The sequence below is a fragment of the Kineococcus auxinigenes genome (assembly GCF_050871525.1).
Lineage (GTDB): Bacteria > Actinomycetota > Actinomycetes > Actinomycetales > Kineococcaceae > Kineococcus.
On the sequence record NZ_JBKBCT010000003.1, the window covers coordinates 128,970 to 142,209 of the forward strand.

Annotated in this window: 12 protein-coding genes; 6 read left to right on the forward strand and 6 right to left on the reverse strand. The window is 71.5% G+C overall.

The genetic code is table 11. The features are described from left to right. Positions 1-19 precede the first annotated feature (19 nt). From ACRYR9_RS02465 to ilvD, 4 genes are all read right to left on the reverse strand, one after another. On the reverse strand, positions 20-1,111 hold the full coding sequence (locus tag ACRYR9_RS02465) for a HoxN/HupN/NixA family nickel/cobalt transporter (protein ID WP_432492536.1): 1,092 nt from the start codon (positions 1,109-1,111) through the stop codon (positions 20-22). Positions 1,112-1,155: 44 nt separating this feature from the next. Next, entirely contained in the window at positions 1,156-2,094 is a 939-nt protein-coding gene (locus tag ACRYR9_RS02470; protein ID WP_432492538.1) for a cell wall-binding repeat-containing protein, read from the reverse strand. Positions 2,095-2,137: 43 nt separating this feature from the next. Further along, a complete protein-coding gene (locus tag ACRYR9_RS02475) occupies positions 2,138-3,508 on the reverse strand; it encodes a DUF3500 domain-containing protein (protein ID WP_432492540.1) in 1,371 nt (456 codons plus the stop codon). Positions 3,509-3,962: 454 nt separating this feature from the next. Further along, positions 3,963-5,834: a dihydroxy-acid dehydratase gene (ilvD, locus tag ACRYR9_RS02480; protein WP_432492542.1), complete on the reverse strand. Its 1,872-nt coding sequence runs from the start codon at positions 5,832-5,834 to the stop codon at positions 3,963-3,965. Positions 5,835-5,910: 76 nt separating this feature from the next. On the opposite strand from ilvD, the gene ACRYR9_RS02485 reads away from it, so the two are divergent. Further along, complete coding sequence (locus tag ACRYR9_RS02485; protein WP_432492544.1) at positions 5,911-6,717, forward strand: helix-turn-helix transcriptional regulator; 807 nt, start codon at positions 5,911-5,913, stop codon at positions 6,715-6,717. Here the strand turns inward: ACRYR9_RS02485 and ACRYR9_RS02490 are convergent. Further along, complete coding sequence (locus ACRYR9_RS02490) at positions 6,714-7,304, reverse strand: TetR/AcrR family transcriptional regulator (RefSeq protein WP_432492546.1); 591 nt, start codon at positions 7,302-7,304, stop codon at positions 6,714-6,716. The genes ACRYR9_RS02485 and ACRYR9_RS02490 overlap by 4 nt on opposite strands. Positions 7,305-7,396: 92 nt before the next feature. On the opposite strand from ACRYR9_RS02490, the gene ACRYR9_RS02495 reads away from it, so the two are divergent. After that, positions 7,397-8,152 carry an SDR family NAD(P)-dependent oxidoreductase gene (locus tag ACRYR9_RS02495; RefSeq protein ID WP_432492548.1) on the forward strand — a complete coding sequence of 252 codons (756 nt, stop codon included), beginning with the start codon at positions 7,397-7,399 and terminating at the stop codon, positions 8,150-8,152. 27 nt (positions 8,153-8,179) lie between these two features. On the opposite strand, the gene ACRYR9_RS02500 is transcribed toward ACRYR9_RS02495, so the two are convergent. Then, the gene (locus ACRYR9_RS02500; protein ID WP_432492550.1) at positions 8,180-8,929 is read right to left on the reverse strand and encodes an SDR family oxidoreductase; all 750 of its coding nucleotides are present in this window, start codon (positions 8,927-8,929) and stop codon (positions 8,180-8,182) included. Between the two features lie 68 nt (positions 8,930-8,997). On the opposite strand from ACRYR9_RS02500, the gene ACRYR9_RS02505 reads away from it, so the two are divergent. The 4 genes from ACRYR9_RS02505 to ACRYR9_RS02520 all read left to right on the forward strand — a co-directional run bounded on the left by ACRYR9_RS02505 (position 8,998) and on the right by ACRYR9_RS02520 (position 13,222). Continuing rightward, complete coding sequence (locus ACRYR9_RS02505; RefSeq protein ID WP_432492552.1) at positions 8,998-9,780, forward strand: SDR family NAD(P)-dependent oxidoreductase; 783 nt, start codon at positions 8,998-9,000, stop codon at positions 9,778-9,780. A gap of 165 nt (positions 9,781-9,945) precedes the next feature. Beyond that, on the forward strand, positions 9,946-11,271 hold the full coding sequence (locus ACRYR9_RS02510; RefSeq protein ID WP_432492554.1) for an ABC transporter substrate-binding protein: 1,326 nt from the start codon (positions 9,946-9,948) through the stop codon (positions 11,269-11,271). 71 nt (positions 11,272-11,342) lie between these two features. After that, a complete protein-coding gene (locus ACRYR9_RS02515) occupies positions 11,343-12,266 on the forward strand; it encodes a carbohydrate ABC transporter permease (RefSeq protein WP_432492556.1) in 924 nt (307 codons plus the stop codon). A gap of 116 nt (positions 12,267-12,382) precedes the next feature. Beyond that, the gene (locus tag ACRYR9_RS02520; protein WP_432492658.1) at positions 12,383-13,222 is read left to right on the forward strand and encodes a carbohydrate ABC transporter permease; all 840 of its coding nucleotides are present in this window, start codon (positions 12,383-12,385) and stop codon (positions 13,220-13,222) included. The last annotated feature ends 18 nt before the right edge of the window (positions 13,223-13,240 follow it).

A 13,240-nucleotide genomic window follows, 5' to 3' on the forward strand; every position in this document is an offset into this window, starting at 1 on the left:
GTCCGGTCGTCTTCCGGGGTCAGCGCAGTCGTGCACCGACGCCGCTGTCGGGACGGCTGAACCGCCACCACAGCAGGGCGGAAGCCCACACGGCGACGAACAACCCTGCGACGGCGTAGCCGACGGGTTCGGTGTCCAGCCCGGAGACCCACGTCGTGACCGCGTCGCCGAGGGCCAGCTCCTCGTGCAGGACCGAGACGAGCTGGATCGTGCCGATGCTCAGGGCGACGGCCACGGACACGCCCGTCACCACCCCGTTGTACGCGAGGCGGCGCAGCGGGAAGGACTGCGCCCAGTCGTAGGCGACGTTCATGAACGCCCCGTCGAGGGTGTCGAACAGGCACATCCCGGCGGTGAAGAGGACGGGCAGGACGAGGACGGCGTACCAGGGCAGCGTCACGGCGGCGGTGCCGGCCAGCACGAGCAGCGCCACCTCCGTGGCGGTGTCGAACCCGAGCCCCATGAGCAGCCCGGCCGGGTAGATCTGCCGGGGCGAGTCGATGCGCCGGGTGAACCGGCGCAGCACCCTGGCGACGGCTCCGTCGAGCGCGAGCCGCCGCTGCAGCGCGGCGTCGTCCAGCCGACCGCGGCGACGCAGACGGGCGGTGCGCAGGATCCCGAGCAGCGCGACGAGGTTCACCAGCCCGATGACCCACAGGAACACCCCCGCAGCGGTCGTGCCGAAGACCCCCAGCGCGTCGTGCACCGCGCTGCCCTCGGTCACCAGGCCCGAGGCGAACCGCGATCCCGTCGCGACGAGCAGGGCCATCGCGAACACCACCGAGGAGTGCCCCAGGGAGAACCAGAAGCCCACCGACAGCGGGCGCTGGCCGTCGGCGGTCAGCTTGCGGGTCGTGCCGTCGATGACGGCGATGTGGTCGGCGTCGAAGGCGTGCCGCACGCCGAACACGTAGGCGGTGAGGCCGAGGCCCCAGCCGAACACCTGCTCGCCGACGTTGAACCCGTGGGGCACGACGAACAGGCCCAACACGCCCCAGCCGACGACGTGCAGGGCGACGACGACGGCCAGCAGCCTCAGCAGGTGCCGGGTGTCGCGCCGCGCCCACCGCCGCCCCGTGGGTGTCGGGGCGGCGGGGATGCAGGTGCTCACGGGGTCGGGCTCACTCTCTGGGTCTGGTCGGGGTCTGGCTGCGGTCAGGCAGCTGCCGCGGTGGCGGCGGTGACGACGTCGTCGGAGACGGCACTGCCGGACCCGAAGACCGCTCCGGTGCTCAGCGTCGACTTGTGCCGGGTGATGAATCCGGCTGCGGCAGTGCCGAGCGCGGTGGTGGACTCGGTCAGCAGGAGGGGCATCTTCCTGTTCCCCGCGTAGGGAGCGGCGGCCAGCGCGTCGGCGGGCACGTCGCCGCGGGCGAGTCCGACGCCCGTGGCGCTGAAGCCGTAGGAGTTCAGGGCCGCGTCCGCGATGAGCGCGGCGGTAGCCCGGCTGTCCGCGCCGCCCAGGCGGGGGCTCGTGGTGAAATCCGCTGCGCGCAGAGCTGTCTCGATCGAGTCGGGCACGGCTGCGCTGGAGCCGAGCACGGTCACGCGGGTGATGCCGGCCGCCTGCACCGTGCTCGCCCACCCCGCGGGCAGGGTCTGGTCTACGAGCAGGACGGGGACGCCGTCGGCGTAGGAGATCGGCCCGGCGGCCACGCCGTCGTTGATGCTGCCGTAGGCGCGCACGATGAACGCCTCGGTGGGCTTCGTGATCGCCGCACCGGCGGCGAGGACGGCCAGGTTGGTGGCGATGCGGTCCTCGCCTGCGTGGCGGACGACGTTGTCGGCGCCGTAGGACCAGCCCAGCAGGTCCTCGATGCCCTGGCTGATCTTGTCCGTGCCGCCGATGAGGTGCACGGAGGTGACGTCCAGGCGGGTCAGTGCGGTGGCGGCTGCGTTGCTGAGGGTCTTCGGCGCGGTGAGCAGCACGGTGGCTCCCAGCCGCCCGGCCAGGAAGGCGGCCGAGAGGGCGTCGGCGCCGGCGTCGGCACCGACGAGCACGGCGTTCGTGCCGGTGCTCCCGGTGCTGCGGCTGATGGCTGCGGCGGTCTTGGTGCGGTCGGTGCCGGCCAGTCGCGTGAACGTGACGGTCATGATCTTCCTCGTCTTCCGGGTCTGCTCGTGGTGGAGGCGACCGTCAGTTGTGGTGGGCGGCGGTGGCCAGGTGCAGCGCCAGCAGCGCCTTGCCGTAGTCGTTGCCGTTGGGGGTGCGCATCATCGAGTGGATGTGCTTGCGCGAGGGCACCTGCGCGTCGCCGTAGCCCTGACCCACGGGGCCCGGGGTCTCGCAGTCGAACTCCAGGTAGAACACGGGGGAGTGGACGCGGAACCAGAAGACCGCGTCGGCGTCGGTCGGGCCCTTCCACGCGAAGTACGTCTGCGTCAGGTACTGCTTGATCTCCTCGAAGCGGACCTCGGCGTGGTCGCCCTTCTGCGTGTAGACGAACAACCAGATCAGCTCGAGCACCAGGTCCTGCTGAGCGGTGGTCAGCTCCGACAGGAGGATGCCCTGGTAAGGGACCTCGACGTTGTCCTTGAACGCTTCGGCGACGTTGTCGTCACCGGTCTTCGTCGAGGACAGGATCGCCGTGGCCCGCTGGGTGTCGTCCAGGGAGTTGACGGCGGCGAGGGCGGCCTCGATCTCCTCGTCGAACAGGGTGATCGTGCCGTGGGTCTCGTCGGTGATGGTAGTGGGTTCCGACCCCCAGAAGGTAGGCGTCATGACGACCTGGTCCCCGAGGACGAAGTAGTTGATCACCTGGTGGTGGCCCTCGAACTGCCAGCCCCACGGCTCCGTGGTCGAGGGAGTGCCCATGACGGTGAAGTTGTAGCGTCCTTCGGAGAACTGGTCGGTCTGCTGCAGCTGCTCACCAGCGATGCCGTTGATGCGGCGGATGTTCTCGCTGAGCACCAGCCCGCGCGCCGACAGCGCGGCGGCCAGCAGCTGACGGCCGGCCAGCAGTTGCTCGGCGCTCAGTGCGGAGACCTCCACGCCCTGGCGGCTGTAGCCGTGGACGTTGCTCCACAGCCGGAACTCGTCCTGCGTGTAGTCGGTGGGGTCGATCTCGAACACGGTGGCGGTGCGCTGCTCCTCGCTCAGCGAGGCCAGGAACGCTGCGGCGGCGTCGACGACCGGCTCGGTGGACACCCCCGTGGAGTGGATGGAGTAGAGGTCCTCGACCACCGTGCCCTCGGTGGTCAGGCCGACGAACTCCTCCAGAGTCTGGTCCATCCCGCCGCCGCCGCCCTCGGGGGGAGCGCCGCCCCCGGGTGGGGTGGGGACCGTGCCGGCCTGCGCCGACGTCGCCCGCATCACCGCGAAGGCGGACACGCCGGCCCCGGCCATCGCGTAGCGCAGGAACGAGCGGCGCACGAAGTCGCGGCCCTGCTGCGTCTCGAACAGCACCGGGTCGACGGCGCTGAAGGCCGGGTCGGCCCGTGCCGCGCTGCGCAGCGCAGCGGCCGAACCCGAGTGGTCGTTGCTGTGACTGTGGTCGTGGTGGCTCATCGCACTCTCCGTCGCGTCGCGCTGGGACGCTCCCACGGTAGCCCTGCATTGCTACGCTGCGTCGAATCGTACGCAACTGACAGTGAACTCATGGGGTGCTCACATGGTCCAGGTCGCTCGCGATCCGGGGCTGCGTCAGGCGCGGGTGTCCAGGAGGAGACCGTCTTCACGCCGGTGCCGGAGGTGGTGACGTCCGCGCCGGCCAGCAGCGGCAGCAGGTCACCGCCCGAGCGCGGCTGAGCGCGCTGGACGGCCAGGTCCTGCCAGAGCGAGGACGTGGCACTGGTGGTGGTGATCGCGGTCATCGTCGTTCCTCTCGCGGGCCGTCCTCGGCCCCGAGGAGTGCATCGGGGCCGAGGACGGCCCGCTCGAGCCGGACCGTTGAGGATTCACCGGATCCACAGGTTCCTGGGGTCCTGCACAGGAACCCGCGCCGCGGTGCGCGGGAGGGCGGTCACGCGCCGGTCGGCGCGCCCCCCTCGAACCGGCTGACGTCGCGCACGGCGCCCTTGTCGGCGGACAGCGCCAGCGCCGCGTACGCCTTCAGCGCGGTGGAGACCTTCCGCGGGCGCGGGGCCGCCGGGCGGTACCCGCCGTCGGCCTCGAGCGCGGCGCGCCGCTGCTCCAGCACCGCGTCGGGCACGTCGAGCCGCAGGACGCGGTTCGGGATGTCGATGACGACGGTGTCGCCGTCCTCGACGAGGGCGATGGTGCCGCCGGCGGCGGCCTCGGGGGAAACGTGCCCGATGGACAGCCCCGACGTGCCGCCGGAGAAGCGGCCGTCGGTGACCAGCGCGCACACCTTGCCCAGCCCGCGGCCCTTCAGGTACGAGGTGGGGTAGAGCATCTCCTGCATGCCCGGACCGCCGCGGGGTCCCTCGTAGCGGATGACGACCACGTCGCCGGCGGTGATGCGCCCGGTGAGGATCGCCTCGACGGCGTCCTCCTGGGACTCCACGACGACGGCCGGGCCGGAGAACGTCCAGATGGACTCGTCCACGCCGGCGGTCTTCACCACGGCGCCGTCGGGGGAGAGGTTCCCGCGCAGCACCGCCAGGCCGCCGTCGGCGGAGTGCGCGTGCGCGACGTCGCGGATGCAGCCGCCCGCGGCGTCGGTGTCGAGGCTGTCCCAGCGCTCGGACTGCGAGAACGCCTTCGCCGAGCGCACGCAGCCGGGTGCGGCGTGGAACAGCTCCACCGCCTCGGGGGACGGGGAACCGCCGCGCACGTCCCAGTCCTTCAGCCACTCCGCCACCGACGCGGAGTGCACCGTGGTGACGTCGTGGTCCAGCAGCCCGGCGCGGTCCAGCTCACCGAGGATCGCGGGGATGCCCCCGGCGCGGTGCACGTCCTCCATGAGGTAGGTGCCGTTCGGGGCCACCTTCGTCAGGCACGGCACGGCGCGCGAGCGCTGCTCGATGTCGGTGAGGGTGTAGTCCAGCCCGGCCTCCTGCGCTGCGGCCAGCAGGTGCAGGATCGTGTTGGTGGAACCGCCCATCGCGATGTCCAGGGACATGGCGTTGTCGAACGCGGCGCGCGAGGCGACGTTGCGGGGCAGCACGGTGGCGTCGTCCTGCTCGTACCAGCGCTTCGCGATCTCCACGACGGTGCGCCCGGCGTCCTGGTAGAGCCTCTTGCGCGCCGTGTGGGTGGCGAGGACCGAGCCGTTGCCCGGCAGGGCCAGTCCGAGTGCCTCAGTGAGGCAGTTCATCGAGTTCGCGGTGAACATGCCCGAGCACGACCCGCACGTGGGGCAGGCCGCCTCCTCGATGCGGGCGATGTCCTCGTCGGAGACGTCGTCGGCCACGGCGTCGGCGATCGCGGAGACGAGGTTCAGGCGGCTGCGCACGGTGCCGTCGACCAGGACGGCGGTGCCGCCCTCCATGGGGCCGCCGGAGACGAACACGGTGGGGATGTCCAGGCGCAGCGCGGCCATGAGCATGCCGGGGGTGATCTTGTCGCAGTTGCTGATGCAGATCAGCGCGTCGGCGCGGTGCGCTTCGACCATGTACTCCACCGAGTCCGCGATCAGGTCGCGGCTGGGCAGGGAGTAGAGCATCCCGTCGTGGCCCATGGCGATGCCGTCGTCCACGGCGATGGTGTTGAACTCGCGCGCGATGCCGCCGGCGGTGTGGATCGCCTCGGACACGATGCGGCCCACCGGCTGCAGGTGGGTGTGGCCGGGGACGAACTCGGTGAAGCTGTTGGCGACGGCGACGATCGGCTTGCCGAAGTCCTCGCGCGCCACGCCGGCGGCGCGCAGCAGTGCGCGGGCGCCGGCCATGTTCCTGCCGTGCGTGACGGTCCGGGACCTCAGAGGGGGCATGGCAGCACTGTGCGGGACGCGAGCAGCGGCCGGAAGACGGCCCTGGTGCTGGTAGTGGCACCACTAGGATGAGCCGGTGAGCAGCGAGACCCGGCGGCGGGAGCTGGGGGCGCTGCTGCGCAGCCGCCGCGACCAGCTCACCCCGGCTGAGGTGGGCCTGCCGGCCGGTGGTCGTCGCCGCAGCACGGGATTGCGCCGGGAGGAGGTCGCGACCCTCTCGGGCGTGTCGGTGACCTGGTACACGTGGCTGGAGCAGGGGCGCGACACCCACCCCTCGCGGCAGGTCCTCGACGCCCTGGCGCGCACCCTGCGCCTGTCGGAGGCCGAGCACGCCTACGCGCTCTCCCTGGCGGGCCACCCCGCTCCTCGCGCGCCCTCGGTGACCGCCACGCGCACGGCCCCGGCGAACGTGCAGCGCCTGCTGGACGCGCAGGTGGGCCTGCCCGCCTTCGCGATCACCTCCGACTGGCAGATCGTCGGGTGGAACGACGCCTACGCGCAGCTGTACCCCGGCATCGCCGAGGTGGCCGACGAGGACCGCAACCTGCTGTGGCTGGTGTTCACCGACCCGTTCGTGCGCCAGCTCCTGCCGCGCTGGGAGGAGGACAGCCGCCGCTTCCTGGCGGAGTTCCGCGCCGAGGCCGGCCCGCTGCTGGGGGAGCCCGCCGTCGCCGCGCTCGTGCAGCGGCTGCGCGCGGCCAGCGCGCACTTCGAGGCCGGGTGGACCGACCACGACGTGCGCGGCTTCACCTCCCGCGAGCGCCTGTTCCACCACCCGCACGCCGGTGACCTGCGCCTGGAGCACCACCAGCTCACCCCCGCCGACCACCCGGACCTGCAGGTCGTGATCTACACGCCGGTGCGGGACGGGGACGCTCGCTAGCCGTCCAGCCCGAGGGCGCTCAGCGCGCGCCGCACCGCCGTGCGCGGGTCCGTGCCGGCGCCGGGGTTCTCGGCCCACCAGATCAGGCCGGTCGTGCTGGCGGCCCGCACCGCCCGCGCCAGCGTCAGCGGTTCGAGGTCGTCGGCGGCGCGGCCGGTGCGGGCGGCGACGTAGGAGGCGAGCAGGCCGGTGCTGGCCTCCCCGGACTCCACCAGGTGCGCCCGCAGTTCGGGGACCCCGCTCACCAGCCGCAGGCGCAGCCGCAGCGCGTCCAGGTCGTCGTCGGGGAAGCGCAGCGCGGCCAGCACCGCGCGCACCACGCCGGTGGGCCAGGGCACGTCCTCGCCCAGCGCGGCGATCTCGTCGGCGACGGCCCGGGCGGCCTCCTGCTCGCCGTGCCAGACGACGGCGGCCTTGGAGTCGAAGTAGCGGAACAGGCTGCGGCGGGTGATGCCGACGGCGGCCGCGACGTCCTGCATCGTCGTGGCCTCGTAGCCGTGCTCGGTGAACAGGGCAAGCGCCGTGCGGGCGACGTGCGCCCTGGTCGTGGCCGGTGGTCGGCCCTTCCGGGTGACGTCCGGCTCCATGCCCGCCTCTTTTCGACACCGAGTGTTGTGATGGTGGGGTGCGCGGCCGAGCCCCGCACCCGCTGACCCGCCGATCCCACCAGGAGACCACCATGACCGCACCCACCGAACGCTTCGCCGGCAAGACGCTCGTCGTCACCGGTGCGGCCGGCGGCATGGGCCGCGCCACCGCCCTGCGCCTGGCCCGGGAGGGCGCGCGCGTCGTCGTCACCGACGTCGTCGCCGACAAGCTCCAGCAGTTCGCCGACGAGTTCCCCGACCTGGACCTGGTGGTGGTGGCCGGGGACGTCACCCGCGAGGAGGACGTCCAGCGCGTGGTCGCCGCCGCCGGTGAGCGCGTGGACGGCCTGGCGAACGTCGCCGGGATCATGGACGGTTTCCTGCCGCCGTCGGAGGTGGACGACGCCACCTGGGAGAAGGTCCTCGCCGTCAACGTCACCGCGCCGATGCGCATGACGCGCGCGGTGCTGCCGCTGATGATCGCCGCCGGCGGCGGGGCCATCGTCAACGTCACCTCCGAGGCGGGCCTGCGCGGTTCGGCGGCCGGCGTCGCCTACACCTCCTCCAAGCACGCCCTCATCGGCCTGACGAAGAACACCGCCGTGATGCACAAGGGTCAGGGGATCCGCGCCAACGCCGTCGCCCCCGGCGGGGTCCTCACCGGCATGGAGGCGCCGATGCGCTCGCAGCACGGCGCCTCCGTCGTCGGCCCGCTGCTGCAGACCGTCGTGCCCACCCCGGCCACCTCCGAGCAGCTCGCGGCGGCCATCGCGTGGCTGCTCAGCGACGACTCCGCCAACGTGAACGGGGCGGTCCTGCCGAGCGACGGCGGCTGGTCGGCGATCTGACCCGCTCGAGCGGCGAGGTGCTGCGGGTCAGCGCTGGGAGACCGGTGAGACGACCAGTTCGTCGACGCGCACGTGCGGCGGGCTGTCGAGGACGAACTGCACCGTGCGGGCGACGTCCTGCGGGGTGAGCATCACCGCGCGGGCGGCCTCGTCGGGGACCTCGGGGCGCTGGTCGAGGAAGTCGGTGGCGATGTCCCCCGGGCACAGGTGGCACGCCCGCACGCCGTGCGAGGCCTCCTGCTGGTTCAGGGTCCGCACCAGCGGGCCGAGCGCCGTCTTGCTGGCCGAGTACGCGACCCCGGCGCCGGGGGAGGACGTCCACCCCGCGTAGGAGGAGACGACCACGACCACACCGCCGCTGCGGCGCAGGTCGGGCAGCGCGGCGTCGATCACGGTGATCGGCCCGGACAGGTTCGTGGCGATGACGTCCTGCACGGCGGCGACGTCCTGGTCGTCCCAGCGCCGGCGCGGGGTGTTCAGGCCGGCGGCCAGGACGAGGCCGTCGAGCCGGCCGAACCCCTCGACGACCGCGGCGCGCGCCGCGGCCACCGCCTGCACGTCCTGCACGTCCAGCGGCAGGGCCAGCGCGGCACCGCCGGCGCGGGTGATCGAGTCCGCGGTCTCGCGCAGCGGCTCGGCGCGGCGGCCGCTGACCGCCACGGCCCACCCCGCGCGGGCGGCCGCCTCGGCCACCGCGCGCCCCGTGCCGGTCCCGCCGCCGGTGATCCAGACGGCCTTGCGCTCCGGTGCGGGACCGGTGGGAGTGGCTACGCTCATGCTCCGACAGTACGTCCGACAGTACGTCCGGCAGGACGTCGGGCGAAGTGCGTCCGCTGGGAGGCGTCGTGCACCTCGATCTCACGAACCGCGTGGTGGTCGTCACGGGAGCCGGCCGAGGGATCGGGCGGACGGTCGCCGCCCGCTTCGCCGCCGAGGGCGCCCGCGTCGTCGCCCTCGACCTGGCCTTCGAGGCGGGAGCCGCCGGCGGCGACGTCGACCAGGTCGAGTGCGACGTGGTGGACCCCGGCTCCGTCCGGGACGCGGTCGACACCGTGGTGCAGCGCCACGGCACGATCGACGTGCTCGTCAACAACGCCGGCATCAACGTCGAGGGCCAGGTCGCGGACCTGACCTGGGAGCAGTGGCGCCGCTGCATGGACGTCAACGCCGGCGGGGTGTTCCTGGTGAGCCAGGCGGTCGCCGAGGTGATGAAGCGGGCGCGGCGGGGCCGCATCGTCAACGCCGCGTCGTTCGCCGCGATCGTGCCCAGCGTCGGCAGCGCCGCGTACGCCGCCTCCAAGGCCGCGGTGGTGCAGTTCACCCGCGTGCTGGCCTCCGAGCTCGGCCCGTGGGGCATCACGGTGAACGCCTACGCCCCCGGCATGGTCCCCACGGCCATGAACGGTTTCGCCGAGATGGAACCCGCCGCGCAGGACCGCCTGCTGGACACGCTGTCGCTGCGGCGCTGGCAGAGCGCCGACGACGTCGCCGACCTGCTGCTGTTCCTGGCCAGCGACGCCGCCTCGTACATCACGGGGACCCTCGTCGACGTCTCCGGGGGCAAGCTCGCCACCCAGATCCCCAGCCGTGCGCACGAGGCCGCGGCTGCCGCGGCGCAGCAGCCCTGAGCGGCGGTCTCCGCGGCCTGCGCCGCTCGAGCGTGAAGCGCTTCAAGAATCTTGCGCGCCGACGTTGACGTCGGGCGGAGAGGTACCTACGCTTCACCCTGAAGCGTTTCAATGACGGGACTGCTCAGCCGCGGGGTTCGCGGCCATCTCGATGAGGAGAGCACTGTGAAGACCACGTTCCTGCGCCGCTCGGCGATCTGCGCCGCTCTCGCGATGCTGCCCCTGTCGATGTCGGCGTGCAGCGCCGGCAGCCTCGGGTCCTCCGGCGACTCGGCCGGCGGCGCCACCGAGATCACCTTCCTGGTGGACAACGCACCCGCGACCGTCGCGGGCGCCGAGGCGCTCGCCGAGGACTTCAACGCCTCCCAGGACGACGTCGAGGTCACCGTGGAGACCCGGCCGCAGGGCGGCGACGGTGACAACCTCGTCAAGACGCGCCTGCAGACCGACACGATGGCTGACGTCTTCGCCTACAACTCCGGCTCGCTGTTCCAGCAGATCGCCCCCCAGGCGACGCTGACGCCACTGACGGACCAGCCCTACATGGACCGGGTCGACGACAGCTTCAAGCCGCAGACGACCGCGGGTGGCGAGGTCTACGGCGTTCCCTACGGCACCGCGTTCGGCGGGGGCGTCCTGTACAGCAAGAAGGTCTACGAGCAGCTCGGTCTGCAGGTGCCTCTGACGTGGGCGGACTTCATCGCCAACAGCGAGAAGATCAAGGCCGCCGGCATCGCGCCGGTGATCCAGACCTACCAGGACACCTGGACCTCGCAGCTGCTCGTCCTGGGTGACTTCCACAACGTCGCGGCCGCCAACCCCTCCTTCGCCGAGGACTACACGGCCGGCGAGGCGAAGTACGCCACGGACCCGGCCGCGATCAAGGGCTTCGAGCACACCCAGCAGGTCCACGACATGGGTTTGCAGAACAGCGACTACGCCTCCACCAAGAACGAGGACGGCATCCGGATGCTGCTCGACGGCACCGGGGCCCAGTACCCCATGCTCTCGAGCATGGTGGCGACCGCGCTGAGCATCGCTCCCGAGAAGATCGACGACATCGGGTTTTTCGCCCTCCCCGGCGACGACGCGTCCACCAACGGCCTGACCGCCTGGTTCCCCGGCGGGGTGTACGTCCCGAAGAGCACCACCGGCGAGAAGCTCGAAGCGGTCAACCAGTTCATCGAGCACCTGACCACCCCGGCTGCGTGCGACATCCTCACGCAGGAGTCCGTGCCGACCGGTCCTTACCTGGTCGAGGGCTGCGAGCTGCCCGAGGACGTTCCCCAGGTGACCAAGGACGTCAGCGCGTACTTCGAGAACGACCGGCAGAGCCCGGCGCTGGAGTACCTCTCGCCGATCAAGGGCCCGGCCCTGGAGCAGATCCTCGTGGAGGTCGGCTCCGGCATCCGCCCGGCGCAGGAGGCCGCGGCGCTGTACGACCAGGACGTGGAGAAGCAGGCCCAGCAGCTGGGCCTCGAGGGCTGGTGAACACGCCTCCACCCGCCGACCGCCCCGGTTCCCCGCGCGGAGCCGGGGCACCCCGTCCAGAGAGGTGACCGATGGCGACGACGACCCCCGCGACGTCCCGCACCCCGTCCACGAGCGGTGAGCGGCGGCGCCCTGGGCGCAAGCACAGCCCGTACCCGGGGTGGTTCTACCTGCCCGCTGCGGTGGTCTACGGGGTGTTGTTCCTGCTGCCGACGTTCGCGTCGTTCTACTTCGCGCTGACCCGCTGGACGATCTTCGACTCGGAGTTCATCGGGTTCGGCAACTTCGTGCAGTTCTTCTCCGAGCCGGCGTTGGTGAAGGGCTTCACGAACACCTTCGTGTACGCCTTCATCACCTCCGGCGCCAAGGTCGTGCTCGGCCTGGGTCTGGGGATGCTGCTGACCAGCCAGATCGTCGGGCGCGGGTACCTGCGCGCGGTGGTCTTCTTCCCCGTGCTGGTCTCCTCCGTCGGGGTCGGGATCACGTTCCAGGTGCTGATGAACCCGACCAAGGGCGCGATCAACGCCGCGCTGGGGGTCTTCGGCATCGACGGGCCCGGTTGGCTGGTCGATCCCTCCCTGGCGCTGCTGTCGGTGGCGCTGGTGGACGTGTGGAAGGGCGTGGGGCTGGCCACGCTGATCTACATGGCCGGCATCGTCTCGATCCCCAAGGAGTACTACGAGGCCGCCAAGGTCGACGGGGCCGGGTCCTGGACGCTGTTCCGCAACGTGATCTTCCCGTTGTCGTGGCCGGCGACCTCCACCGTGATCACGTTGTCGTTGATCGGGGGGTTGCGGTCCTTCGACCTGATCTGGGCGATGACGCGCGGTGGTCCGGGCTTCACCTCGGACGTGATCGCCTCGGTGATCTACAAGCAGTACCAGGCCGGCTTCTACGGCCTCTCGACCGCCGGCAACGTCATCTTGTTCTTGGCGGTGACCGCGCTGGTGGTGCCGTTGACGCGGTTCCTGGCCCGCAAGGAGGTCGAGCTGTGAGCTCCACGATCAGCCCCGCCGGGGCGTTGAACCCGAAGTCGTGGCGCGGCAAGGGCGCCGGTGCCGGTGCCGGTGCTGGTGTCGATCCGCAGGGCCCACCGCCCGGTGGTGGGCGCGTGGGGGGTGCGCGCTCGGCGTGGTACCGCTACGGGGTCGGTGCCCTGGCGATCGTGGTCAGTGCCGTGGTCTTCATCGTGCCGTTCGTGTTCATCGCTCTGGTGGCGGTGATGGACACGCAGCAGGCCAGTGAGTTCCGCTTCGCGTGGCCACGGCAGTTCCAGGGCTGGCAGAACCTGGTGGACGTGGTCCAGACGCGCGACTACATCCTGATCATCGCGTTCATCAACTCCTTCGTGCTGACGGTGGCCAGTGTCACGTTGATGGTGGTGCTCGGCTCGATGGTCGCGTTCGTGCTGCAGCGCCGCGCCAGCCGGTGGACCGGGGTGATCAACTTCCTGGTGCTGGCGGGGTTGATCATGCCGCCGGCGGTGGTGCCGACGATCTGGGTGCTGCAGCGGCTGGGGCTGTTCGCCACGATGCCGGGGTTGATCCTGGTGGAGGTCGCGTTCGGGATCTCCTTCACGATCCTGCTGTTCAGGGCGTTCATCTCCACGATCCCGCGCGAGCTGGACGAGGCGGCGGTCCTGGACGGTGCCGGGCCGTTGCGCCTGTTCTTCCGGGTGATCCTGCCCCTGTTGCGCCCGGTGCTGGTCACGGTGGTGCTGGTGCAGTCGGTGGCGGTGTTCAACGACTTCCAGACGCCGTTGTACTTCCTGCCCGGCGACGCGGGCGCGACGGTGCAGTTGACGTTGTTCAACTTCCAGAGCCAGAACCTGTCCAGCTACAACCTGTTGTTCATGGACATCTTGCTGATCACGATCCCGCCGTTGGTGCTGTACTTGTTCTTCAACCGCCAGATCGTCGCCGGCATGACCTCCGGCGCCGTCAAGGGCTGACAGACCCCGCCGAGCGGC

Bases quoted from the DNA above. Each gene is read 5' to 3' on its own strand.
- ilvD (WP_432492542.1), bottom strand. From the start codon at position 5,834: ATGCCCCCTCTGAGGTCCCGGACCGTCACGCACGGCAGGAACATGGCC.
- ACRYR9_RS02500 (WP_432492550.1), bottom strand. From the start codon at position 8,929: ATGAGCGTAGCCACTCCCACCGGTCCCGCACCGGAGCGCAAGGCCGTC.
- ACRYR9_RS02470 (WP_432492538.1), bottom strand. From the start codon at position 2,094: ATGACCGTCACGTTCACGCGACTGGCCGGCACCGACCGCACCAAGACC.
- ACRYR9_RS02475 (WP_432492540.1), bottom strand. From the start codon at position 3,508: ATGAGCCACCACGACCACAGTCACAGCAACGACCACTCGGGTTCGGCC.
- ACRYR9_RS02495 (WP_432492548.1), top strand. From the start codon at position 7,397: ATGACCGCACCCACCGAACGCTTCGCCGGCAAGACGCTCGTCGTCACC.
- ACRYR9_RS02490 (WP_432492546.1), bottom strand. From the start codon at position 7,304: ATGGAGCCGGACGTCACCCGGAAGGGCCGACCACCGGCCACGACCAGG.
- ACRYR9_RS02515 (WP_432492556.1), top strand. From the start codon at position 11,343: ATGGCGACGACGACCCCCGCGACGTCCCGCACCCCGTCCACGAGCGGT.